Source organism: Micromonospora sp. NBC_00858 (genome assembly GCF_045207365.1).
GTDB lineage: Bacteria > Actinomycetota > Actinomycetes > Mycobacteriales > Micromonosporaceae > Micromonospora.
Genome location: NZ_CP108828.1, coordinates 3,034,013 through 3,057,451, shown reverse-complemented (window position 1 = coordinate 3,057,451; position 23,439 = coordinate 3,034,013). Strand labels below are relative to the sequence as shown.

The window sequence follows — 23,439 nt, the reverse complement described above, 5'->3', positions numbered from 1 at the left end:
ACCGCATGCCACCCTCCCCGTCCCGGCTCTTCGCCGAGATAGCAACGGCTGAAAGTCCCGCTCAGACCACAGTGGTCATGCGGCGTGCGGTGGTACTCGGCGGCAGCATCGCCGGGCTGATGGCGGCCCGGGTGCTGAGCGACCACGCCGAGGAAGTGCTGATCATCGAGCGGGATCCCTCCGATATGGATGGTGAGCCCCGGCCCGGTGTGCCGCAGGGCAGCCAGGTGCACGCGTTGCTGCCCTCCGGTCAGATCCAGTTGGAACGCTGGTTTCCGGGCATCGTCGACGAGGCGCTCGCGCTCGGCGCCCCGCCGCCGCCAGGCGACGTGGGCACGGCGAAGATCTTCGTGAACGGTGAACTGGGGCTGCCGCCGGAGCCGTCCGGCACCGGGCCGGCGCTGATCACGACGCGACCGTTCCTGGAAGCGCTGATCCGGCGGCGGACCCTCGCCGTCGGGAACATCCGGATGGTGTACGGCCGGGCGGACGGCCTGGTCCTCGCCGACCGGCGCGCCACCGGCGCCTCCTACGTGCCGGAGGGCGGCAAGGAGCCGGTCGTCGAACCGGCGGACCTGGTGGTCGACGCGATGGGGCGGTCCAGCCGGCTGAGCGACTGGCTGGCGGACAACGGGTGGCCTCGCCCGCCGATGCAGCGGATGCCGATCAAACTGAACTACGCGACCGCGCTCTACAAGCAGGACGAGAAGGTCAGCGATACCTGGGTGGTGGTCTACCACACCATGGCGGGCAAGGGCCGTACCGCGCGGATCGGCGGGATCAACTCGGTCGAGGGAAACCGCTGGATCATGTTGGTGGCCGGCTACGACGAGGACAGGCCCAGCCGCGACGTAGCCGACTTCACCGCCCGCTGCCGCGAGCACTATCCCCGGATGTTCGGCGACATCGCCGAACATGGCGAGATGCTCGGCGGGGTGGTCACGTACCACCAGGCAGACAGTCGACGCCGGGACTTCCACAAGCTCGACCGGATGCCCGCCGGCCTGGTGGCCGCCGGCGACGCGGTCGCCTCCTTCAATCCGGTGTACGGCCAGGGCATGACCTCCGCGACGTTGCACGCCTCCTGCCTGTCGGCGTACCTGCGGTCGAACCCAGAGCTGGACGAGCCGGCGCGGGCGTACTTCGACCAGGTCCGCGTGATCGTCGATGCCGCGTGGCAGGTCTCCACCTCCGCCGACATCGAGCTTCCGCACGTCGACGGACCGTACCCGCCCGGCTACAAGGTCACGAAGTGGTTCGGTGATCTGCTCTTCCGGACCTCGCTGACCGATCCGGTGCTCAACGCCCGGCTGAGCCGGGTCACCACCATGCTCGACCACCCGGCGACGCTGAGCCGGCCCGGCACCCTGCTCCGGGCGCTCCGACTCGGCCTGTTCCGGAGCCGTTCCGCCACCGCCTCGCCCGACAGCCACTGACCGCCTGAACCTGGACGCCTCGCTCAGCGCAGCCGGCGGATGTCGCCGTACGCGCGGTAGAACCCGCCGCGGCCGGACTCGCGGATCTCGGTCACCAGGTAGCGGGCACCCGGCTCGCGGATGCCCTTGGGGAACTGCACCGACCAGTCGCGCCGGTAGCCGTCGGAAACCACCTGGACCCGCAGCCGCCCGTGATCGTCCAGGCACTGCACCACCACGCCCGCACCGGCGTCGCTGGTCACCTCGACCACCATCGGCTCCACGGTCCGCGGCGCCTGGCGGGGCGCCTTGACGTCCAGCACCTCCGGCACGTCGCCGACCTGGGCCGCCCGGATCGCCGGCTCGCTGGCGTCGATGCAGGCCAGATGACCGCCGGTGGTGACGACGTAGAGCCGATCGTCGCGGTACTGCATGGAGTACGCCGAGCCGCAGCCGGTGCCGAGCTTCCACAGTCGGGTGCCCGCCGCGTCGAAGCAGTAGATCGAGGACTGGCTGTCGCCGGCGAAGACGTACCGGCCGCCCTCCGCGGTGGCGCAGGAGAAGACCGGGGCGTCGCACCGGTAGCTGCGCTCGACCCGACCGTCCTTGGCCAGCCGCACCACCTCACGGGTTCCCGTCCCGGCGAACACGCTGCCGGGCTCCTGCCACCCGAAGAGCACGGAGCCGGTCGTGGTGTGCCACAGCTCGCGGCCGGTACGCCAGTCGTAGCCGGTCACGCCCTGCGAGTGGCCGTGGTAGAGCGCGTCGGCGTCGCAGCGCACCATCCAGGCGGAGCGACCCCGCCCGGGCCGGCGCCAGAGGAACTCGTCCTCGTGGTCGATGGCGGCGATCCCGCCGTCGGCGTCCGAGACGCCCAGCACGCCGTCGTGGATGTCCAGCCAGTAGATGTCGATCTCGGGAGCGATCGCGTACGCCACCCGGGGCACCTTGCCGGAGAGGTCGTAGACGTTGCCGTCGTCGCAGCCGGCGTAGATCCAGGCGTCGTCGGCGACGATGCACTTCACCCCGTCGGGGAGGCGGACCTGGCTGCGGACCTCGGCGTCGTGGCCGAGGGTGGTGATCACCCCGTGCTCGTTGCCCACCATGCAGTGCTGATCGTCGACGAAGATGCCGAAGGCGGGGGCGCCGGAGTCGTAGCGCCAGAGCACCGGGGCGGTGTGGGCGGTGGAGCGGGTGCTGACGATCTGCCGGCGGGAGACGCTCCGCCTCTGCCGGACGCCGGGGACCGCCGGGGCGTACCCCTTGCGGACCTTCTCCCCGATCTTCTTCGCCGCGGCCGCCCGGGCCCGGGCGTTGTCCGGATAGGCGCTTGCCTTGATCTGCCCCTGGTCGCCGATCCGGCCGTAACGCACGGTCAGCATGGCGTCGTCGACAACGACCTCGTAGAACTTGTGCGCACCGTCCACTTCGGACAGTTCGAGGTAGGTCGTCTCCTGGGACATAGGGGCCTCCGAGGGGGTCAGCGACCGGCCCGACGTGGCCGGCGCGGCGACAGTGCCCACACACTAACCGTCACCCCCGACAAGATCAGTTGCCGGCGACGGCGGCGAGTACCGGCCGGGGTTCGGCCTCACAGCAGTTTCCTAGCCTCGGCATAGCTGGCTCCCCGGAACCGCGGCCATCGTCGAACTCGCGGAGACACCGTGAGCCGCGACCGGAGGTATCTGATGCAGCATGACCAGCAGCGCCAGCCAGGGCCGATGTACGAGGGCCGCCCGCTGGAGCGGCCCGAGGAGGATGTCGTCGACCAGGGTCTCGGCTTCGACATCGGAACCCTGATGGGCCGCCGGCAGTTGCTGCGGGCGGTCGGCCTGGGCGTGACCACTCTCGGCCTGGCGGCATGCGGGAACGGGTCGGGCGGCAGCCCGTCACCATCGACGTCCTCGTCGGCGGGCGCGAGCGCCACGACCGGTGAGATTCCCGACGAGACCGCTGGCCCCTACCCGGGCGACGGCTCGAACGGCCCGGACGTTCTGGAGCAGAGCGGCGTCGTCCGCAGCGACATCCGGTCGAGCTTCGGTGGGGCCAGCGGCACCGCCGAGGGTGTCCCCATGACGCTTGAGTTGACCATCCAGGACCTGGCGAAAGGCGGTGGAGCCTTCGCCGGAACGGCCGTCTACGTCTGGCAGTGTGATCGGGAAGGCCGCTACTCACTGTATTCCGAGGGCGTCACCGACCAGAACTACCTCCGCGGCGTGCAGATCGCCGACGCGCAAGGGAAGGTGCGGTTCACCAGCATCTTCCCGGCCTGTTACACCGGTCGCTGGCCGCACATCCATTTCGAGGTCTACCCCGACCAGGCCAGCATCAGCGACTCCACGAAGGCGATAGCCACCTCCCAGGTCGCCCTTCCGAAGGACGTCTGCGACAAGGTGTACGCCGAAAAGGGTTACGAGGTGTCAGTCAGGAACATGTCGCAGGTCTCCCTGCAGAACGACAACGTCTTCGGCGACGACGGCGGCGCGCTCCAACTTGGCACCGTGACCGGTGATGTCAGCCACGGCTACGCCGTGTCCCTCGCCGTCCGGGTCGACGCGGCCACCACCCCGACCGGCGGCGGTATGCCCGGTGGCGGCGCCCCGTCCGGCGCGCCCCCGCGCCCCGACATGTCCGGTGGACCCGGCGGACCCGGTGGGCCCCCTCCGACGGGACAGCCGCGCCCGAGCGGCACAAGCTGACATCCGCGCGCCCAGCACCGCCTTCGCGCGGTGGCAGATCACGGTGATCACGAGGTGAGAGTGCGGTCCGGGTGGGCGGCCCGCGATGCGGCGATCTGAGGCGGCGGCGGTGCTGGCAGCACCGCCGCCACCGTCGTCGTGGGGCGTGCTGCCGTGAACGGCTTGCCCACGGCCACGTCTCCGCTCGTCGGGTGTTCGAATCGCCGACATCAGCGCGGAACCCCTTGGAAACATTGACGAGGGTCTCGGTGCTCGATTACCGTGCCGATCGAGAGAGCGCTCTCTCACCTAACCTTCTCCTCAATTACGACGAAACGCGTCGAGGCCGGTAAGCCGGCGTTTCGGCGCGCGATGGAGGCACCATGAAACCTCCCGTCCCACACCGCCGATGGGCCCTGGCCGCCACCACCGCTCTGGTCCTGGCCGTCAGTGGCCTCGCGGTCGCCGTCACCCGCCCCGCGGAGGCTGCCCCCGTCGGCGCCGGCAGCTACACCACCACCCCGGTCGGCCCGCTCCCCACCGGCTGCGGCCCGATGTCCAGCAACCCCCGACAGTTCGCCACCGCCAACGCGCCAGCCGGTGCGATACCCACCAACGACTGGTGGTCCTCGCTGCTCTGGAAGCGCACCGACTGCGCCTTCAGCGAGCCCCTGCACGCCCACCCGCTCTCGTACGACACCTTCACCGACGGCCTCGGCTTCTCCGCCAACTCCACTCCCGCCATCAGCGGCACCTCGACCGGCGTCGGGGAGTACCACTACCCGTACGTCCAGGACATCCGGGTCGGCGTGGCCGGGCTCGGCGCGCCCGTGGTCAAGGTCGACGGCTGGACCGACTGGACGGTCAGCCCGCACTGGAGCGACGGAGCGCGGACTATGCGCGCCACCATCGGCCACGGCCTGCCCTTCGCGTACTTCCAGACCAGCGGTGGGGACGCGGTGATCAGTACGGCCGGCACCGCCGACGTCTGGTCCAACAGCGGCGCCACCATCGGCTTCCGGGTCAACGGCCACGACTACGTCGGGTACGCCCCCAGCGGCGCCAGCTGGACTGTCGGCGCCGGCCGAATCTCCTCCACCCTGGCCGGTCGGGGCTACTTCTCCGTCGCCCTCCTGCCGCCCACGGCGAACGCCACGGAGCGCGCCGACCTGGCGACGACCTACGGCCGGTACGCGCACGCCCACGTCACCGGCACCACCGTCTCGTACGCCTACGACCAGGCGACCAGCGGGCTGACGACCACGTACGCGTTCACCACGACCGCCCGGGAGGGGAGCGCCACGCAGACCGTGGTCAGCCTCTACCCGCACCAGTGGAAGTCGCTGGCCGGCTCGACCCCGATCACTCCGACATACCCGTCGGCGCGTGGCCGCATGAAGGTGCTCACCGGCGTCAACCAGTTCCGCACCTCGATGAAGTTCCAGGGCGTCCTGCCGGAACTGCCGGCCGTCGGCGACGGCAGTGGCGCCGACCTGGCGACGCTCAACAGCCACCTGGCCGCCGCCCGCGCGAACCCGATGGACCAGCGCGGTGGCGACACGTACTGGACGGGCAAGGGGCTCGGCCGGGCTGCCCGACTGGCCGAGGTGGCCGACCTGGTCAATGACACCGCGACGCGGGACAGCGCGCTGAACGCGATCCGCACCACGCTCACCGACTGGTTCACCGCCTCCAGCGGCAAGGCCGCGAAGGTCTTCTACTACGACGCCAACTGGGGCACGCTGATCGGCTACCCGGCGTCGTACGGCTCCGACCAGGAACTCAACGACCACCACTTCCACTACGGCTACTTCATCGCGGCCGCCGCGACGCTGGCCAAGTTCGACCCGGCATGGGCCGCCACCGGCCGGTACGGCGGCATGGTGGACCTGCTGATTCGGGACGCCAACAACTACCGCCGCGACGACACCCGCTTCCCCTACCTGCGCGACTTCGACATCTACGCCGGCCACGACTGGGCGTCCGGGCACGGCTCGTTCGGCTCCGGCAACAACCAGGAGTCCTCGTCGGAGGGGATGAACTTCGCCAACGCCCTGATCCAGTGGGGGCAGGCAACCGGCGACACCGCCGTCCGTGACGCCGGCATCTTCCTCTACACCACACAGGCCGCGGCCATCCAGGAGTACTGGTTCGACGTCAGCGACCAGAACTTCCCCGCCGCCTTCGGGCACTCGACGGTCGGCATGGTCTGGGGCGACGGTGGCGCGTACGCCACCTGGTTCAGTGCCGAACCGGAGATGATCCAGGGCATCAACCTGCTGCCGGTCACCGGCGGACACCTCTACCTGGGCAACAACCCGGCGTACGTGCGGACGAACTACGCCGAACTGGTCCGCAACAACGGCGGCCAGCCGACGGTGTGGCAGGACATCCTCTGGCAGTTCCAGGCCCTCGGTGACGGCGACACGGCGCTGGCGAACCTCCGTGCGAACCCCGGCTACGCCGTCGAGGAGGGGGAGAGCCGCGCACACACCTTCCACTGGATCCGCAACCTCGCGGCGCTGGGCACCGTCGACACGACGGTGACCGCCAACCATCCGCTGTCAGCCGTCTTCTCGCGCAACGGGGCGCGCACCTACGTGGCGTCGAACCCGACCGCCACGCCGATCACGGTGACGTTCTCCAACGGCACCACGCTGGCCGTAGCGGCCGGGCGGACGGCCACCACCGGTGCGTACACCTGGAGTGGTGGCAGCGCCGCGGGCGGCGTACCCCCGACCACCCCACCGCCCACCACCCCGCCGCCGACCACCCCGCCGCCAACGCCGGGCACTCCGACGCGGTACCTGCTGCCGGGCGGCGGGCTGGGCGCCGCTGGCGGCGCCGCCACCACCACGGTCGCGGCGGCCAACGGAAACCACGACGGTACGCCGACGAACCCGCAGGTCTTCACCGCGACCGGCCTCAACCTCGCCTACTCCGGAGGGCAGACCGCGTTCGACCTGTTCCTGGACGCCGGCTCGGCGGTCGGTAACGGCGTGCAGGTGCGGGTCTCCTACGACCTGACCGGCAACGGCAGCTGGGAGAGGGTGGAGACCTCGCGTTACTTCGCCACCGACCCGGTTTCCGGCTACGAGCACTACACCCAGAACGCCGGTCTGGCCTCGGCCACCGGCACGTTGGGCGCGCTGAGCAACGGCACGGTCCGGGTCGAGGTCTGGTCGGCGATCGGCAACAACCCGAGCACCCTGGGCATCGGCAACCAGTCGGTGCTGCGCCTTCCGTACTCCTGATTCACCCGCCCACGCCGCCGCCGGTCGAGACACGGCCGGCGGCGGCGTGGTGCGACGGGATGGGCCACCGGGATGTGGTGGGGATCGGTGCGGTCAGCCCCGCTGCGCGTCGGCGAGCAGGCCGAGCGAGACCTCCCACAGTCGCTCCGCCGCCGCGGGGTCGATCGCATGGTCGGCGACGCCACTCAGCGGTGTCTCGGCGGTGTGGCGCGCGGCCTGGTTGCAGTCCTCGAAGTACCGGCCGCCGATGCCCTCCAGCTGCGGCCAGGCTGCGAGCAGCACCGAGGTGGCCGCCCCCTGCTCCGGGTTCTTGAAGTCGTACTCCGGAAGCTGCGCGTAGTCCTCCTCGGTGAGGTGGCGCCCCAGGTTGGTGGTGACCGCGCCGGGGTTGGCCGCGTTGACGGTGATGCCGTCGCCGGCCCAGCGCCTGTTCGCCTCGACCGCGAACAGCGCGGTGGCCGTCTTGGACTCGCCGTAGGCGAGGAGGCGGTCATAGGGGCGTTCGTGGAAGTTGATGTCCTCGAAGACGATCGGCGCCTGCACGTGTGCGATGGAGCTGAGCGACACCACGCGGGCCCGGCCGGCCGCTGCGAGCGCCCGGTGCAGCCCGGTGGTGAGCGCGAAGTGGCCGAGGTGGTTGGTGGCGAACTGCAGCTCCCAGCCCTCCGGCGTCCGCATCTCCGGGGTCGCCGACACCCCGGCGTTGTTGACCAGAATGTGCAGGGGGTCTTTCCAGGCGGTGACGAAGGCGGCGACGGACCCCTGGTCGGACAGGTCCAGAGGGACGACCCGGACCAGTTGGCCCGTGGTGGCGTGGATGTCCTTCGCTGTCCGCTCGCCGGCCTCCCCGTTCCGTACCGCCAGGGTCACCTCGGCGCCCGCGGCGGCGAGCGCCCGGGCGGTCTCGACGCCGATGCCCGATGAGGCGCCGGTGACGATGGCGCGTTGCCCGGTGAGGTCGACACCGGCCACGACGTCACTGGCGGTGGATCGGGCGTTGAAGGGTGTGGTGACGCGGTCTGCACTCATGAATGGGCTTCCTTCGAGATCTTGTCGTTGCGTGTCCGGCGGTGCGAACCGGGTCGGCAACTGCACGTGTGTCCGGTTCCGGCGCTCGCCGTGGCCGGCGATTCCGGCCTGTCCTGCCGCCCGGCTGGTCATGTCCGCACGGCCCGGGCCGTGTCCGCACGCCGGTGCGGCTCCCGGAACGATCCTGCGCGGCGGCCCGCGAAGCGTCCAACACACGCTTCCTGGCGTGGCTACAGTCTGATCCTGTGACCACCCCTGAGCTGCGGCAACTGCGGTATTTCCTGGTCCTCGCAGAGGAACTGAGCTTCACGCGGGCCGCCGCCCGCCTGATGATCGCCCAGCAGTCGCTGTCCCAGCAGATCACCGCCCTGGAACGCGCCCTCGGGGTGAAGCTGTTCGACCGCGGCACCCGCGGCACCACCCTGACCGACATCGGCGCCCTGTTCGTCCCCGAGGCCCGCGCCGTGACGGACCGCGCCGAGGAGGCCGTCGCCGTCGTGGGACGGGCACGCAGGGGCGAGGTGGGAAACCTCAGCCTGGCCTTCCTGACCACCGTCGCCAACCACCTCCTGCCGCCGGTGGTCCGGGCCGTGCGCCACCAACTCCCCGACCTTCGCCTGACGACGGAGTCCACCGGCATCGCGCCCCTGGTGCAGGGTGTCCTCGGCGGACACTATGACCTCGCCTTCACCCGACCCCCGCTGGTGCCCGGCCTGCAGTCCAGGACTCTGGCGACCGAACCGGTGTGCGCCGTACTGCCCGAGGGCCATCCGCTCGCCGAGCGGACCGAACTGAAGCTCTCCGACCTCGCGGACGAACCGTGGGTGATGACCCCGCACAGCTCCTGGGAACCCTGGCACCGCACCTTCGACTATCAGTTCCGGGAAGCGGGCTTCGTACCGAACGTCGTCCAGGAGGAAGCCAGCGTGCAGAGTCTCCTCGGCCTGGTCGCCGCCGGGCTGGGAGTCACCCGCCTGGCCCGCTCGGCACGCAGCCTTCGCCGCACCGGCGTGGTGTTCGTTCCGCTGACCGGCGCCTTCGTGCACACCGAGATGGTGTGGTTGTCGGGCAACACCTCACCCGTCCTGCGCCGGCTCGTGGACGTGGTCACCGAACTCGCGGCAGCGACCGACCTGACCCAGACCGGCTGACACGGAGTGTCGTGGCATGAGCGACGCCCCGTCGGGTACGCGAACGGGGAGCGACCTTTGCAGCACAACGCCGAGTCAGCGGCGAGCGCAGCCGCGACGGTGGAACGGCACGGCTGTGCCGGATCGTCCTGCGGGAGCGGGTATGACCAGGAGAGGGTGGTTGCGATGAAGGTCAGGAACTCTCTGCGCGGGTTGAAGAACAAGATGAACTCGATCGTGGTACGCCGCCGGGGCAGGACTTTCGTCATCAACAAGAACGACCGGCGCCAGAAGGCCCGACAGGGCTGAAAGCCGACTCACCCACCACCGCTGGCCGGCGTGCCATCAGCTTTGCGTGCCTCCTTGACCTCAACCAAAGTCGAGGTTCTAGATTCGCTCCACAAGCGATCTTTCAACGGAGGCTCCGCATGGCGACGCAGCACCTTTCCGATGCCGAGCTGGCGGCTCAGCCTGCCGCGTACTGGACCGGCGTGGCCTATGAGGCCCTCATCGCCTTCACCCGGGCCCGGCAGGCCGAGTTCGGCTTCACCCAGCCCCAGTTCTGGCTGCTGCGCAACCTGTCGAAGAACGACATCTCGCCGGACGGCCACGGCATGACCATCACCGAGCTGAAGCTCGCGATGAGCAGTTACCTCAGGCCCGAGGACGATCTGGAGGCCGAGGCAGAGGTTCTGCTGGAGCGGGCTTGGCTCACCCGTGATGACCAGGGACGGTTGTGGATCACCGAGGACGGCGACGAGGCTCGTGCCGACCTCAAGAAGCACGCTCCGGCGATCCGCGATCGAATCGACCAGGGCATCGAGGACACCGACTACGTGACGGCCCTGAAGGTGCTCCGGCAGATGATCCGAAACACGGACGGCCCCGTGACCTGAGCGCCTGGACAGCCCCCGAGCCGTGCTGTTCGTCGCGCTATGTGGCGAGCACGTCGCGGCGAAGTAGACCGAGACGGTCGACTGCGGTCGACACGAGCGAGGCCGGGGGCAGCGCGAGGTCGAGCACCAGACCCGGCTCGCCCGGCCCGAACCGTTCCAGGATGGCCAGCTGGGAGTCCAGGAGGCTTGCCGGCATGTAGTGCCCGGCGCGCTGGGACATCCGCTCCCGGATGATCTCCGCCGTCCCGTCCAGGTGGAGGAAGTCCACGGTCGGTGGTCCTTCCCGGAGCACCTCCCGGTAGGACCGCTTCAACGCCGAGCAGGCCAGCACCGTCGACACGCCTTCGGCGTCCCGGCTGGCCATCCAGTCGGCGAGGGAGCGGAGCCAGGGCCAGCGGGCGTCGTCGTCGAGAGGTACGCCCGAGCGCATTCTCGCCACATTGGCCTCGGAGTGGAACTCGTCGGCCTCGGCGAAGGTCAGGCCGGTCAGGTCGCTGATTCCCCTGGCCACGGTCGTCTTTCCCGCGCCGGACACGCCCATCACGACGACATGTCGGGGCGGGTCGTGGCGAGGGGGAGTGGCACGGTGCTCACCAGTCATGGACGGTCCCGTCCTTCAGGCGGTTGAACGGGAGGTAGGCCGGTACGTACGGGAACCGGTCGGCGGCCTTCTCGTCGAGCTCGACGCCCAGCCCCGGCTGCTCACCCGGATGGAGGTAGCCGTCGGCGAACGTGAAGGACTGCCGGAAGACCTCGTTGGTCAGGGCTCCGTGCCGCATGTACTCCTGGATGCCGAAGTTGTGGATGGCCAGGTCGAGGTGCAGGGCGGCAGCCATGCCGACGGGAGAGATGTCGGTCGGGCCGTGGATACCGGACTTGATCTGGTACTGCGCCGCGAAGTCCAGCAGTCGGCGCATGGCAGTGATGCCCCCGGTGTGGGTCACGGCGGACCGGACATAGTCGATCAACTGTTCCCGGATGAGCGTCTGGTAGTCCCACACGGTGTTGAAGACCTCGCCGATCGCCAGCGGCGTGGTGGTGTGCTGGCGTACCAGCCGCAGCGCCTCCTGGTTCTCCGCCGGAGTGCAGTCCTCAAGCCAGAACAGGTCGTACGGTTCGAGATCCTTACCGAGCCGGGCGGCCTGGATCGGCGTCATCCGGTGGTGACCGTCGTGCAGCAGCGGAAGCTCGGGCCCGAACTCGTTACGTACCGCCTCGAAGACGCCGGGCAGATGACGCATGTAGGCGCGGGTGTCCCAGTCCTCCTCGGCCGGCAGCGGGGTGCGCTGCGCCGGTTCGTAGTCGTACCGCTTGCCGTCGGCGCTGGGCTGCGCGGCCACCCCGTAGACGGCGTTGATGCCCGGGACGGAGGTCTGGACCCGGATGGAACGGAAGCCGAGGTCGAGATGGTTGCGGATCGAGTCGAACAGCTCCGGGATGTCGCGACCCGAGGCATGGCCGTACGCCATGATGCCGGTCCGCGACGCGCCGCCGAGCAACTGGTAGAGCGGCATGCCGGCGGCCTTGGCCTTGATGTCCCAGAGCGCGACGTCCACGGCCGCGATCGCCGCCATCGTGACCGGCCCGCGCCGCCAGTACGCCGAGCGGTACAAGAACTGCCAGGTGTCCTCGATGCGGTGCGGATCGCGCCCGATCAGCAGCGGGACGACGTGATCGCGCAGGTACGAGGCGACCGACAGTTCGCGCCCGTTGAGGGTGCCGTCGCCCAGGCCGGTGAGCCCGTCATCTGTGGTGATCTTCAGGGTGACGAAGTTGCGGTCAGGGCTGGAGACGATGACGTCCGCTGCGACGATCTTCACGTGGTGCCTTTCTCAGGTGCCGCCTGGGCGGGGTTAGCGGATGGTGCTTGCGGTCCCGTGGCCGTCGAGCAGGCTCACCATTCCGCGTAGGAGCCGTCGGGGTGCCGGAAGGTGGGGCTGCGCCAGGCGTGCCCGCGCTTGTCCGCTGCCCGTACCGCCTGCTCGTCGATCTCGATGCCGAGCCCGGGGGCGGTGAGTCGCTCGATGTGCCCGTCGACGAAGGTCAGCGGCGTGGTGTCCAGGACGTAGTCGAGCACCTCGGCGCCGAGGTTGTAGTGGATGCCGATGCTCTGTTCCTGGATCAGGTAGTTGGGCGTTGCGAAGCCGACCTGCAGGCACGCCGCGAGGGCGATCGGCCCGAGCGGGCAGTGCGGGGCGAGCTGCACGTCGTAGACCTCGGCGAGCGCGGCGATCCGGCGTACCTCGGAAATCCCACCGGCGTGCGAGAGGTCCGGCTGGGCGACCGCGATGCCAGCCTGGAAGACGGGCAGGAACTCCTGCCGGCTGTAGAGCCGCTCTCCGGTCGAGACGGGCGTGGTCGTGGACCGCACGAAGTCGCCGATGAGGTGGGAGTTCTCCGGTACGACCGGCTCTTCGAGGAAGAGCGGCCGGTACGGCTCGAGCAGCGGGGCGACGCGGCGGGCGTTGGCGAGGGTGAACCGACCGTGGAAGTCGACGGCGACGTCACGCTCGTCGCCCAGCACCTCCCGGGCGGCGGCGACCCGCTGGACCACTCCGTCCAGCTCGGCGACCGACGCGATCGGGCTCATCCGCCCGGAGGCGTTCATCTTGACCGCGGTCAGCCCGGCCTCCACCTGCGCGGCGATGTGGTCGCGGACCTCGTTGGGCTCGTCGCCGCCGACCCAGCCGTAGACCCGGATCCGGTCCCGGACCGGGCCGCCGAGCAGTTGGTGCACCGGCGCTCCGTAGCGCTTGCCGGCGATGTCCCACAGCGCCTGGTCCAGGCCGGACACAGCGCTGGCCAGGATCGGGCCGCCCCGGTAGAAGGAGCCCTTCGTCATGGTCTGCCAGTGGTCCTCGATCCGCAGCGCGTCCCGCCCGATCAGGAGCTCGCTGAGCTGCTCGACGGCGGTCCGGACGGTTTCGGATCGGCCCTCGCAGGTCGCCTCGCCCCAGCCGACGATTCCGGATTCGGTCTCGACGCGGACGAAGAGCCAGCGGGGGGCGACCAGGAAGGTTTCGACCCGCGCGATTGTCGTCACGATGTCCTCAGCCCTTCGTCGCGCCGGCGGTGAGGCCGGAGACGACGTACTTCTGCACGAACAGGGCGATCACCATGATCGGCAGGGTGACGACGCTGGCCGCCGCCATCAGGCCGCCCCAGTCGATGCTGGCGTAGCCGACGAAGTCGAAGATCGCGACGGGCAGGGTCTTGGTGTCGGCGCCGGAGAGCACGAGGGCGAACATGAAGTTGTTCCAGGAGAAGATGAACGACAGGATGCCGGCAGTGGCCACGCCCGGTATCGACAGCGGCAGTGTGATCCGGCGGAACGCGCCGATGTGGGTCAGCCCGTCCACGAGCGCCGCCTCCTCGAGTTCGTGGGGCAGGCTGTCGAAGTAGCCCATCATGATGTAGACCACCAGCGGCAGCGACACGAACATGTGGCTGAGGACGAGCACGCTGAACCCGCCGACCATCTTCAGGTTGGAGAAGACGTAGTACCAGGGGACCAGCAGGGAGACGCCGGGGATGACCCGAGCCATCAGCACCACGAGCGCCGACTTCTTCATGTTGAAGCGGCTCATGGAGTAGGCCGCGGGGATGCCGAGGACGAGGGAGAGCGCGGTCGCCGCGAAGGCCACCCAGAGGCTGTTGCCGATGAACTGGACGTAGTTGGCCTGCTCCAGGACGTTGGCGTAGTTGTCCAGGGTGGGCGAGAAGGCGAGCGCCTTGCCCGTGTCGTAGATGTCGACGTTCGTCTTGAACGACGCGGCGACCATCCAGAGCAGCGGTGCGAGCAGCGCGATCACCACGACGGTGAGCGCCACGACGCGGAACACCCGGTAGGCGGGGCTGGACCTCATCGCTGCGACTCCTTCCTACGGGACGTCAGGGCCCACATCGACCCGATGATGATCAGGAAGAAGATGATGAGGACTGTCGATGAGATGCCGTACTCGTTGTAGTCGAAGCTCAGGCCGTAGGCGTACACGTTGAGCGTCTCGACCTCGTGGAATGAGCCGCCGCCGCGACCCTTCGTGGCGTAGAGGATGTCGAAGGTCTTCAGCGCGTCGATGCCGCGCAGCAGGATCGCGACGACCACGGTCGGCATCACCAGCGGCAGGGTGACGTGCCGGAACCGCTGCCAGGCGCTGGCGCCGTCGATGCGCGCCGCCTCCTGGGGCTCGTCGGAGAGCGAGGTCAGGCCGGCGAGGAGGATCAGCACCACCATCGGGGTCCACTGCCAGACGTCGATGAAGATCGTCGTGGGCAGCGCCGAGTGCTGGCCGGCCAACCATGGCTGGGGTCCGATGCCGATCCAGCCGAGGGCCTGGTTCGCCAGACCGATGTTCGGGTCGAAGATGAGCCGCCACATCATGCCGACCGCGACCGGGGTGGCGACCAACGGCATCAGGATGGCGACCCGGACCCATTTCTGGCCCCGGAACGGTCGCCACAGCAGCAAGGCGACCGCCATGCCGAGGACCACCTCGAACAGCAACGCCACGACGGTGAACCCGGCGGTCCGGCCGACGGCGGGCCAGAACCGGTCGGTGTCCGAGAGCACCTCGACGTAGTTCTGGAAGCCCACGAACTCGGACTCCGCCCGGACCGAGCCCTCGGCGTCGGTGAGGCTGAGATAGCCGGTCCAGGCCAGCGGGAAGATGATCAGTGCGGCGACGAAGGCCATGGCCGGCGCCGCGAAGAGCCACTTGCGGTGGTCGTTGGCCCAGCGTGCCCACGCCGGAGTGTCCGGCGTCTCGGTGGCGCGGCGGGGCGGTCTGGTGGGAGTGGTCACTGCTGCCATGAGATCTCCGGGGTGGGCGGGCCGGACGGGGGTGGCGGAGCCGGTCGGCCCCGCCACCCCCGCGCCAGGCTTACTTGGCCTCGTCGTCCAGGAACTTCTGGAACGCCTCGTTGGCGGTGTCGGCCGCAGCCGCCGCGTCCTTGCCGGCGATGGCGTCGACGATCGGCTGGCCGACGATCTCCCGCGCCTGCGCGACCTTGTTGACCAGCGGGCGGTCGTGACCCACGCCCTCCTTGGTGCTGGCCGCGATGGCCTCGACGAGGTCCTTCGGGTACGTCGCCGTGCCCTCCGGGTTGGCCCAGACCGAGGTACGCGCGCCCGGCACGCCGGACTTCTGCTGCGCGAGCGTCTGCTCCTTGCTGGTCGCCCACTCGACGAACTTCCAGGCGTTGCTCTGGTTCTCGGAGTTGTCGTTGATGCCCAGCGCCCAGGAGGGGATGTTGTACGGCTTCGAACCGGCGGGACCGGCCGGGAAGGGCGCGAAGCCGACGGTGTCGGAGACCTTCGACTTGGCCGGGTCGGTGGCGTTCTTGTAGAGCGAGTTGGCCTCGGTGTAGAACGCCGCCTTGCCCTGGGTGAAGATGGCCATCGCCTCGGGCCAGCTCATGTCGGTGCTGACGTTCGCCGGGCCGTGGTCCTTGAGGAGCCCGCCGTAGTAGGCGTACGCCTGCTTGGCCGGCTCGCTATTGACGGTGGCCTTGCCGCTGCTGTCGACGAAGTCACCGCCGAAGCTGTAGAGGAAGCTGGAGAACTGGGTGACCGCCGGCGACTTGCCGGTACGGGCCACGAAGCCCGCCATGCCCGGGTCAGCGGCCTTGATCTTGGCTGCGGCCGTCTTGAGCTCGTCGAGGGTCTTCGGCGGGGCGGTCAGACCGGCCTTGGCCAGCAGGTCCTTGCGGTAGTAGAGGACCTCCTGCTCGGTGATGATCGGGACGCCGACCGCCTTGTCCTCGTACGAGGTGGCCGTCACCGGGCCGGCCTGGAAGTCGCTGAAGTCCCAGTCCTTGTTGGACTTCACCTCGTCGGACAGGTCGGCGAGGTACTTGTTCTTGGCGAACAGCTTCCCCTCCTGCAGGGGGCGGTACATCATCACGTCGATGTCGCTGGAGCCCGCGTTCAGCTTGACGTTGTACTGGTCGGAGAGCTGGTCCTCGCCGAGCTGGGTGATCTCGACCTTCAGGCCGGTCTGCTTCTCGAACTCGGGCAGAGCCTTCTTGATGTTCTCCGTCCACACGTGATTCGCCAGGGTCACCCGCACCGTCGTCGACGCGGCGCTGTCGTCACCGCCGCCGCATGCCGACAGGCCCATGGCGGCAACCACGGCCAGAGAAGTTCCGAATATCGATCGACGCCGCACGTCCATCTCTCCTTCTGTCGTGGTCGCCGCCCCGGGGGTAGGGCGGAACCTCGTGTTTACATCCGCTTAACGTCCGGATGCTAGGCCGATAAAGCGGATTTATTCAAGGGGTGATCTTCAACTGATATGCTTCATGGCGTGGACCCGTCCTCATTAGGGGTTGCAGCCGTCCAGAAGAAGGCCCCTGCCGAGGCCGGGCTGCACGCGCAAGTTCTCGACCACCTCGGCACCGCCATCTGCGGTGGTCAGGTGACGCCCGGCTCCGTCCTGAACATCGACGAGCTGGTCGACCGCTACGGGGTTTCCCGCTCGGTCGTCCGCGAGGTCCTGCGGGTGCTCGCCTCCATGGGCTTCATCGAGACCCGGCGTCGGGTCGGAGTGCTGATCCGGCCGGCGCGCGACTGGAACGTCTTCGACCCGCAGGTGATCCGCTGGCGACTGGCCTCGGCCGGCCGGATGGCGCAGATGCGCTCGATCACCGAGTTGCGGACCGCCGTCGAACCGCACGCCGCCTGGCTGGCCGCCAGCCGGGTCGACCACGACGAGGCGAGCGATCTCGTCGGGTTGGCAGCCAAGATGTGGGCCGCCGGGAAGGCCGGGGACGAGGCGCGCTTCCTCCAGCTCGATATCGAGTTCCACCGGCGGGTGCTGGCCGCCTCCGGCAACGAGATGTTCGTCAAGCTGCAGGAGTTGGTGGCGGAGGTGCTCACCGGCCGCCACCACTACGACCTGATGCCGCACTACCCCCACGAGCAGGCCCTCCAGCTGCACGCCGACGTGGCGCAGGCGATTCAGCGGCACGACGGCGACCGTGCCCGGGCCGCCATGGTGCAGATCATGGAGCAGGCGTTCGGCGAGATGAAGTCGATGTGGGACCAGACCGGCGAGCCCGGTCAGGGCTGAGCACAGTCGCAGCGCTGGTTGCGCGCAGGGTTCGCCCTGCGCGCCGACTGTCCAGCTGAGCTTTCGCCACGTCGTCTCCGTGATGGTGCTATCCGCGCCAGGTGCAACGCCGTTCTCTGCCGCCGGCCAGTCACTCGGGGGACACCGGCGGCACCTCGCTCGGCGCAGCTGGCCGTGGTCGGCGTCGGGCCGCCGAAACCATTTCGCAAGCTTTTCAGCGGCCCCGTCAGTCGTTTGCGGTCCCATGCTTCCGGCAACCGAAGTGCGCAGGCATCGTCCTGAGGCCGGCAAGGACATCGGCGAAGGCCGTTCAGTTTTTACTGCTTCGACATCTTGCCGAAATCGTTTTCGTGCGACACGCTAGCGGCGGAGTGACATCCACCACCTCGGTCGCGGCGGTAACGACGTGACGCACGAGCCGCGCCGGATCCGGCGGGAGGCGGAGGCGCGATGAGGACGTACGCGGCACCGCGCACGGAGGCGGTGCGATCAGCAGCGTTGTCGAGGGTCAACCCAATACGTCGAGCGGTCAGCTGCGACAGCGCGGCGCAGACGATCCACATAGGGCGGCAACACGGCACGCCACCGCAAGCGACTGACGCGGGCGACGCGGACCGGATCCACCGGCGGCTCTAGCCCCGTCTCAGCAACCCGAGCGAACCAATGATCCGGTCTGAGCCTCAGCTCGCGGGGACCGCCTGGCGGCTCCCTCCGAACGATGAACCCTAGGAGAGGAATCATGAGAAAAACCTTGGGCAGACGCACTGCCCTTCGTTCGCTGGCGGGAGTCCTCGTGGCGGCGCTGACTGTCGGCATGGCCGCGTGCAGCGGCGACGACTCGGGCGGCTCGAGCGCGGCCGAGGCCGGACCCAACGGCGTCGACGACGGCAGCGAGCTCACCCTGTGGACCCGCGCCCCCCTGGAGAAGCAGGCGAAGCTGCTCGTCGAGGCGTACAACTCCAGCCACCAGAACAAGGTCAAACTGACCGTCGTACCCAACGACGACTACGTCGCGAAGGTCGGCGCGGCGGCAGGATCGGACGGCCTGCCGGATCTCTTCGCCGCGGACATCGTCTATGTGCCGAACTGGGTGAACCAGGGCCTGTTCCAGGATCTCAGCGCGAACATCGACGGCCTCAGCTTCAAGGACTCCATCAACAAGGGGCACCTCTCGGCCGGCACGCTCGACGGCAAGAAGCACGTCCTACCCTTCGTGCTGGACCTGTCGATGCTGTTCTGGAACAAGCAGCTGTTCAAGGACGCCGGGCTGGACCCGGAGAAGGCGCCGGCAACGCTCGACGAATACGCCGCCGCCGCCAAGGCGGTGCAGGCCATGAAGAAGCCCGGCGTCTACGGCACGGCGGCCGGTCTGAACTGCGGCGGCTGCCTCGTCTTCACCTGGTTCCCCTCCGTCTGGGCGGGCGGCGGTGAGGTGCTGAGCGAGGACGGCACCGAATCCAAGCTCGGCGACGACACCGCCCAGAAGGTCTACAGCACCTGGCATGACATGTGGAAGTCCGGTGCCGTGCTGCCCTCCTCGGCGGGCGAGACGGGTCCGACCTGGACTGCCGCATTCACCGAGGGCAAGGTCGGACTGATGCTCTACCCGGCGACGCTGCTCTCCTCGACCCCGTTCGACGCCGGTGTCGCCGCTATCCCCGGCCCGACCGGTGGCGGCTCCACCTTTGTCGGTGGAGACGGCATCGGCGTCTCGAAGGACTCGAAGAAGGCGGCGCAGGCCTGGAACTTCCTCAGCTGGATGATGTCCGAGGCCGCCCAGGTCGAGGTGCTGGCGAAGAACAAGGACGTGGTTTCCCGCGCCGACCTCGCGAGCAACAAGTACGCCGCCGAGGACCCGCGGCTGGTCACCATCAACGACGCGGCTGGTAAGGGCGACACGCCCGTCGCGCTGAACTTCCAGCAGGCGTTCAACGCGCCGAACAGCCCTTGGCTGACCCTCGTCCGTAATCGGGTGCTGAACGGTAGCGGCGACCTGCAGAAGGACAACGGCGAGATCAACGCCGTACTCAAGCAGTAGGTGTTCACCGCAGGCGTGTGCCGTCCAACGGCCTTGTCGGCCGGCATGCGCCTGCGGCGGGACACGACTCGCACGTGTTAACGACCGCCCGTCGCGACTGAACGAGAGGTTTCCATGAGAGTCACCGCACCGTCTCGCCCGCCCAGTGCGGCGATGCGGGACCGCGCCCGCCCACGCGGCCGTCAGGCCCTGCTTGGCTGGCTCTACGCGACACCGACCGCGGTGTTCGTGGTGGCGTTGTTCGCTGTGCCGCTGCTGCTCGTCATCAAGATGTCGGTGTCGAGATGGCCGCTGTTGGCCGGCGATCAGGGGATCAACGCTCCCGACAACTTTGTGAAGGCGATCAACCACCGGTTCTTCACCGACTCGGTGGTGTTCACCATCAAGTACACAGCGCTCGCGACCGTGCTGCTGCTGGCCCTCGGGTTGGGGCTGGCCCTGCTCGTGCAGGAGTCGAGCCGGTGGAACAACCTGCTCCGTGCCTCGTTTCTGATTCCCAGTGCCCTCGGGCTGGCGTCGGCGTCCCTGTTGTTCTACGTGCTCTATTCGCCGTACGCGAGCCCACTGGCGCCCGTGATGGATCGTCTGGGCGTCACCTTCCTCGGTTCACCGAACGCGGCGCTCTTCTCGACGACCTTCCTCATCGTGTGGCGCTACGCCGGCTTCTACATGGTGCTCATGCTGGTCGGCTTGCAGGGCATACCGGCGGACGTGTACGAGGCCGCACGCGCGGACGGAGCCAGCCGCTGGCAGACCTTTCGGAAGATCACCCTGCCGCTGCTGCGTCCGACCCTGGCACTGACGACCGTGCTCTGCGTGACCGGCTCCCTGCTCGCCTTCGAGCAGTTCTACATCCTGACGAAGGGCGGGCCGGACAACAGCACGATCACGGTCGTTCAGCTCATCTACATGGTGGCGTTCCAAGGTCAGAACGACCTCGGTGTGGCGGCGGCCCTCTCTGTCATCGTGCTGGTGGCCCTGGTCCTCATCAATGCGCTGCAGTTGCGCGCCTTCCGGTCCGAGGAGAATTGACGACGATGGTCGCCCTGCCCAGTTCCACTTCAACCACTGCCGGAGGGCCACCTCTGTCACCCGTGGCGCCAGTCGGCCGGCGCAGCACCAAGGGCGTCACCATCTTCGGCATAGTGCTGCGCACACCGTACTGGGTGTTCACCGGATCGGTGGGATTGATCTTCCTGGCTCCGCTGCTCTGGACGGCGGTCGCCTCGGTCGGCCCGCAGGCCGGCACGAACCAGGTCGATGGTTGGGGATTCGGCAACTACGAGACGTTGGCCAACTACCAGGCCGGCATCTGGCGCTACCTCGCGAACTCGACCTTCGTCTCCCTGCTCACCGTCACCCTGACGCTGCTGATCTCCCTGTTCGGCGGTTACGCGTTCGCGCGGTTCCGCTTCCCGGGCAAGAACATCCTGTTCCTGGTGACGCTCGCCATCCTCATGGTCCCGTACGCGACGTTGCTCATCCCGCTCTATGTGCTGCTGAACCAGGTGGGGCTGGAGAATTCCCTCGTCGGCGTGGCCCTGGTCCTCACGATGTTCCAACTGCCGTTCTCCACCTTTCTGATGCGCATCTCCTTCGAAGCGGTGCCGCGTGAGCTGGACGAGGCCGCGATGGTCGACGGGTGCTCGTCGTTCAGCGCCCTGTGGCGAGTGCTGTTACCCGCCGTGAAGCCGGGTCTGATCACCGTGGGGCTGTTCGCATTCCTCGCCGCGTGGAACGACTTCATGGCACCGCTGATCCTCATCAACGACACCGAGCGCATGACACTTCCGCTCGCTGTTTCCAATCTGCGGGGCCAGGTTCAAGGTGTCGTCGACTACGGGGCTACTGAAGCGGGCGTCGTCGTTCTCGCCCTTCCGTGCATCGTGCTGTTCCTGCTGCTTCAACGACACTACGTGCGCGGCTTCATGTCCGGCGCGATGAAGGGATGACCATGAGCGGCACCGTACCTGCGGCCGCCCCTGTCCTGCCGATTCGTGGCCGGCTGCGGCCCGTCGGGCTGGACAAAGTCCGGATCACGGGCGGATTCTGGGCTGAGCGTCAATCAATCAACGGCGTCGCGACCCTCGAGCACATCGAGCACTGGCTTGAGCGGGAAGGCTGGATTCGAAACTTCGACCTCGCCGTGCAGGGCGACCTTTCGCGCGAACGCCGTGGACGCGAGTTCTCCGACTCGGAGATCTACAAGTTCCTCGAAGCAATGGCGTGGGAGATCGGCCGGACCGGCGATGCGGAGCTCGAGACGAGATTTCGCGCCATCGTGCGCCGGGTGGCCGCGGCACAGGAGTCCGACGGCTACCTCAACACCAGGTTCGGTCGCCCAGGCCAGGCACCGCGGTGGTCCGACCTCGAATGGGGTCACGAGCTCTACTGCATCGGTCACCTTCTGCAAGCCGCGGTCGCCCGCGCGCGAACGCGTCCAGGCGCGGACGACGGGCTGCTCGACATCGCCCGCCGTGCCGCCGACAACGTGTGCGAAACGTTCGGGCCGGACGGCATCGACGGCCTCTGCGGACATCCGGAGATCGAGCCCGCGCTGGTGGAGTTCGCCCGGGTCACCGGTGACGACCGCTACCTGACCCAGGCCGCTCTCTTCGTCGACCGGCGGGGCCATGGCCGGCTCAGCGATGTGGAGTACGGTCGCGAGTACTTCCAGGATGAGCTTCCCGTGCGGCAGGCGACAGTCCTGCGCGGGCACGCGGTGCGGGCGAACTACCTTGCCGCCGGCGCCACCGACGTCGCGGTCGAGCTGAAAGACGCCAGCCTGCTGGAGGCGGTACGCAACCAGTGGAAGAACGCGGTGGCCCGGCGCACGTACGTCACCGGCGGTCAGGGCTCCCGCCACCAGGATGAAGCCTTCGGCGAGGACTGGTTGCTGGCCCCCGACCGCGCGTACTCCGAGACCTGCGCCGGGGTCGGCTCGGTGATGCTCGCGTGGCGGTTGCTGCTGGCCGACGGCGACCCCCCGTACGCCGACCTCATCGAGCGGACGCTGTTCAATGTGGTGTCGACCTCACCGTCGGCCGACGGGCGGAGCTTCTTCTACACCAACACGCTGCACCGGCGTGAGCTCGGCACCCTTCCCGACGCCGACCGGCCCAGCCTTCGTGCGGCGGCCTCGCTGCGGGCACCCTGGTTCGAGGTTTCCTGCTGCCCGACCAACGTCGCCCGTACCCTGGCGAGCCTGACGGCGTACATCGCCACGTTCGACGACGAGGGCCTCCAACTCCACCAGTACATGCCCGGCACCGTTGAGCATCGCCTCGCTGACGGGCGTGACGTGTGCGTGAGCATTGCGACCGACTACCCCCACGATGGGCAGATCCGGGTACGGATCGACAGCGACGATGACCGTCCCTGGTCGCTGTCGTTGCGCGTGCCCGGTTGGGCGGCCCAGGGTGCGACGGTGACCATCGACGGAGACAGCCGCCCGGTCGGTCCCGGCTTCGTCACCGAGAATCGGACGTGGCGACGAGGCGACGAGGTTGTCCTGTCGCTGCCGATGGCGCCCCGGTTCACCTACCCGGACGCGCGGATCGACTCGGTCCGTGGCTGCGTCGCGGTGGAGCGCGGCCCTCTGGTGTTCGCCCTGGAGTCGGTGGACGTACCCGGCGTCGATTCCGTCGATGAGCTTCGCGTCGACGACAGCCAGCCGCCCCGCCTGGTCGATGGCCGGGTCACGGTGCGCTGCCGGCGCGTGCACCCGCAGGACCACGGCTGGCCCTACCGACCCGACGCGGCCTCGGCGGCGCCGATCGTCGGCGAGGTACTCGACGAGGTGGCGCTGGTGGAGTACCACGCCTGGGCCAATCGCGGGCCCTCGACGATGCGCGTCTGGCTGCCCATGGACCGCTGACCCGGACGTCATGGGCTGAAGGGCAGGCCCGATGTTAGCGCTAACGCTCCAC

The 23,439-nt window shown here is 68.7% G+C and carries 19 protein-coding genes; 11 read left to right on the top strand and 8 right to left on the bottom strand.

Going from position 1 to position 23,439, the window contains the following annotated elements; genetic code table 11:
• Positions 1-5: 5 nt before the first annotated feature.
• Positions 6-1,436, top strand: coding sequence for an FAD-dependent oxidoreductase (locus tag OG990_RS14300; protein WP_406080874.1), 1,431 nt, complete (start codon positions 6-8; stop codon positions 1,434-1,436).
• A 23-nt stretch (positions 1,437-1,459) separates the two neighbouring features.
• Here the strand turns inward: OG990_RS14300 and OG990_RS14295 are convergent, their stop codons facing one another.
• Positions 1,460-2,878: a WGR domain-containing protein gene (locus tag OG990_RS14295; RefSeq protein WP_406080873.1), complete on the bottom strand. Its 1,419-nt coding sequence runs from the start codon at positions 2,876-2,878 to the stop codon at positions 1,460-1,462.
• 225 nt (positions 2,879-3,103) lie between these two features.
• On the opposite strand from OG990_RS14295, the gene OG990_RS14290 reads away from it, so the two are divergent.
• Positions 3,104-4,114: an intradiol ring-cleavage dioxygenase gene (locus OG990_RS14290; RefSeq protein WP_406080872.1), complete on the top strand. Its 1,011-nt coding sequence runs from the start codon at positions 3,104-3,106 to the stop codon at positions 4,112-4,114.
• Between the two features lie 362 nt (positions 4,115-4,476).
• The gene (locus OG990_RS14285) at positions 4,477-7,347 is read left to right on the top strand and encodes a glycosyl hydrolase (protein ID WP_406080870.1); all 2,871 of its coding nucleotides are present in this window, start codon (positions 4,477-4,479) and stop codon (positions 7,345-7,347) included.
• A gap of 93 nt (positions 7,348-7,440) precedes the next feature.
• On the opposite strand, the gene OG990_RS14280 is transcribed toward OG990_RS14285, so the two are convergent.
• On the bottom strand, positions 7,441-8,376 hold the full coding sequence (locus OG990_RS14280; protein WP_406080869.1) for an SDR family NAD(P)-dependent oxidoreductase: 936 nt from the start codon (positions 8,374-8,376) through the stop codon (positions 7,441-7,443).
• A 245-nt stretch (positions 8,377-8,621) separates the two neighbouring features.
• On the opposite strand from OG990_RS14280, the gene OG990_RS14275 reads away from it, so the two are divergent.
• From OG990_RS14275 to OG990_RS14265, 3 genes are all read left to right on the top strand, one after another.
• Positions 8,622-9,527 (top strand): LysR family transcriptional regulator, encoded by a 906-nt coding sequence (locus tag OG990_RS14275; RefSeq protein ID WP_406080868.1) that lies wholly within the window; start codon positions 8,622-8,624, stop codon positions 9,525-9,527.
• Between the two features lie 165 nt (positions 9,528-9,692).
• Positions 9,693-9,815, top strand: coding sequence for a ribosomal protein bL36 (locus OG990_RS14270; protein ID WP_328417692.1), 123 nt, complete (start codon positions 9,693-9,695; stop codon positions 9,813-9,815).
• A gap of 119 nt (positions 9,816-9,934) precedes the next feature.
• Positions 9,935-10,402, top strand: coding sequence for a MarR family transcriptional regulator (locus OG990_RS14265; protein WP_406080867.1), 468 nt, complete (start codon positions 9,935-9,937; stop codon positions 10,400-10,402).
• Positions 10,403-10,439: 37 nt separating this feature from the next.
• Here the strand turns inward: OG990_RS14265 and OG990_RS14260 are convergent, their stop codons facing one another.
• The 6 genes from OG990_RS14260 to OG990_RS14235 all read right to left on the bottom strand — a co-directional run bounded on the left by OG990_RS14260 (position 10,440) and on the right by OG990_RS14235 (position 16,521).
• Complete coding sequence (locus tag OG990_RS14260; protein WP_328417688.1) at positions 10,440-11,003, bottom strand: gluconokinase; 564 nt, start codon at positions 11,001-11,003, stop codon at positions 10,440-10,442.
• Complete coding sequence (gene manD / locus OG990_RS14255; RefSeq protein ID WP_328417686.1) at positions 10,993-12,222, bottom strand: D-mannonate dehydratase ManD; 1,230 nt, start codon at positions 12,220-12,222, stop codon at positions 10,993-10,995. The genes OG990_RS14260 and manD overlap by 11 nt, the downstream gene beginning before the upstream one ends.
• Positions 12,223-12,296: 74 nt before the next feature.
• On the bottom strand, positions 12,297-13,445 hold the full coding sequence (dgoD, locus tag OG990_RS14250) for a galactonate dehydratase (protein WP_406080866.1): 1,149 nt from the start codon (positions 13,443-13,445) through the stop codon (positions 12,297-12,299).
• Positions 13,446-13,452: 7 nt separating this feature from the next.
• Positions 13,453-14,268, bottom strand: coding sequence for a carbohydrate ABC transporter permease (locus OG990_RS14245; RefSeq protein WP_328417682.1), 816 nt, complete (start codon positions 14,266-14,268; stop codon positions 13,453-13,455).
• On the bottom strand, positions 14,265-15,212 hold the full coding sequence (locus tag OG990_RS14240) for a sugar ABC transporter permease (protein ID WP_328417680.1): 948 nt from the start codon (positions 15,210-15,212) through the stop codon (positions 14,265-14,267). Before OG990_RS14240 ends, OG990_RS14245 begins: the two co-directional genes overlap by 4 nt.
• Positions 15,213-15,282: 70 nt before the next feature.
• Positions 15,283-16,521 carry a sugar ABC transporter substrate-binding protein gene (locus tag OG990_RS14235; RefSeq protein WP_355602887.1) on the bottom strand — a complete coding sequence of 413 codons (1,239 nt, stop codon included), beginning with the start codon at positions 16,519-16,521 and terminating at the stop codon, positions 15,283-15,285.
• Between the two features lie 186 nt (positions 16,522-16,707).
• On the opposite strand from OG990_RS14235, the gene OG990_RS14230 reads away from it, so the two are divergent.
• The 5 genes from OG990_RS14230 to OG990_RS14210 all read left to right on the top strand — a co-directional run bounded on the left by OG990_RS14230 (position 16,708) and on the right by OG990_RS14210 (position 23,387).
• Positions 16,708-17,472 carry an FCD domain-containing protein gene (locus tag OG990_RS14230; protein WP_328417676.1) on the top strand — a complete coding sequence of 255 codons (765 nt, stop codon included), beginning with the start codon at positions 16,708-16,710 and terminating at the stop codon, positions 17,470-17,472.
• 793 nt (positions 17,473-18,265) lie between these two features.
• Entirely contained in the window at positions 18,266-19,510 is a 1,245-nt protein-coding gene (locus tag OG990_RS14225) for an ABC transporter substrate-binding protein (protein ID WP_386992293.1), read from the top strand.
• A gap of 222 nt (positions 19,511-19,732) precedes the next feature.
• Positions 19,733-20,542: a carbohydrate ABC transporter permease gene (locus tag OG990_RS14220; RefSeq protein ID WP_406080864.1), complete on the top strand. Its 810-nt coding sequence runs from the start codon at positions 19,733-19,735 to the stop codon at positions 20,540-20,542.
• A 5-nt stretch (positions 20,543-20,547) separates the two neighbouring features.
• Positions 20,548-21,462 carry a carbohydrate ABC transporter permease gene (locus OG990_RS14215; RefSeq protein WP_406080863.1) on the top strand — a complete coding sequence of 305 codons (915 nt, stop codon included), beginning with the start codon at positions 20,548-20,550 and terminating at the stop codon, positions 21,460-21,462.
• Between the two features lie 2 nt (positions 21,463-21,464).
• Entirely contained in the window at positions 21,465-23,387 is a 1,923-nt protein-coding gene (locus OG990_RS14210) for a glycoside hydrolase family 127 protein (protein WP_406080862.1), read from the top strand.
• The last annotated feature ends 52 nt before the right edge of the window (positions 23,388-23,439 follow it).

Bases quoted from the DNA above. Each gene is read 5' to 3' on its own strand.
- OG990_RS14300 (WP_406080874.1), top strand. From the start codon at position 6: ATGCCACCCTCCCCGTCCCGGCTCTTCGCCGAGATAGCAACGGCTGAA.
- OG990_RS14295 (WP_406080873.1), bottom strand. From the start codon at position 2,878: ATGTCCCAGGAGACGACCTACCTCGAACTGTCCGAAGTGGACGGTGCG.
- OG990_RS14290 (WP_406080872.1), top strand. From the start codon at position 3,104: ATGCAGCATGACCAGCAGCGCCAGCCAGGGCCGATGTACGAGGGCCGC.
- OG990_RS14285 (WP_406080870.1), top strand. From the start codon at position 4,477: ATGAAACCTCCCGTCCCACACCGCCGATGGGCCCTGGCCGCCACCACC.
- OG990_RS14280 (WP_406080869.1), bottom strand. From the start codon at position 8,376: ATGAGTGCAGACCGCGTCACCACACCCTTCAACGCCCGATCCACCGCC.
- OG990_RS14270 (WP_328417692.1), top strand. From the start codon at position 9,693: ATGAAGGTCAGGAACTCTCTGCGCGGGTTGAAGAACAAGATGAACTCG.
- OG990_RS14265 (WP_406080867.1), top strand. From the start codon at position 9,935: ATGGCGACGCAGCACCTTTCCGATGCCGAGCTGGCGGCTCAGCCTGCC.
- OG990_RS14260 (WP_328417688.1), bottom strand. From the start codon at position 11,003: ATGACTGGTGAGCACCGTGCCACTCCCCCTCGCCACGACCCGCCCCGA.
- OG990_RS14245 (WP_328417682.1), bottom strand. From the start codon at position 14,268: ATGAGGTCCAGCCCCGCCTACCGGGTGTTCCGCGTCGTGGCGCTCACC.
- OG990_RS14240 (WP_328417680.1), bottom strand. From the start codon at position 15,212: ATGGCAGCAGTGACCACTCCCACCAGACCGCCCCGCCGCGCCACCGAG.
- OG990_RS14235 (WP_355602887.1), bottom strand. From the start codon at position 16,521: ATGGGCCTGTCGGCATGCGGCGGCGGTGACGACAGCGCCGCGTCGACG.
- OG990_RS14215 (WP_406080863.1), top strand. From the start codon at position 20,548: ATGGTCGCCCTGCCCAGTTCCACTTCAACCACTGCCGGAGGGCCACCT.
- OG990_RS14210 (WP_406080862.1), top strand. From the start codon at position 21,465: ATGAGCGGCACCGTACCTGCGGCCGCCCCTGTCCTGCCGATTCGTGGC.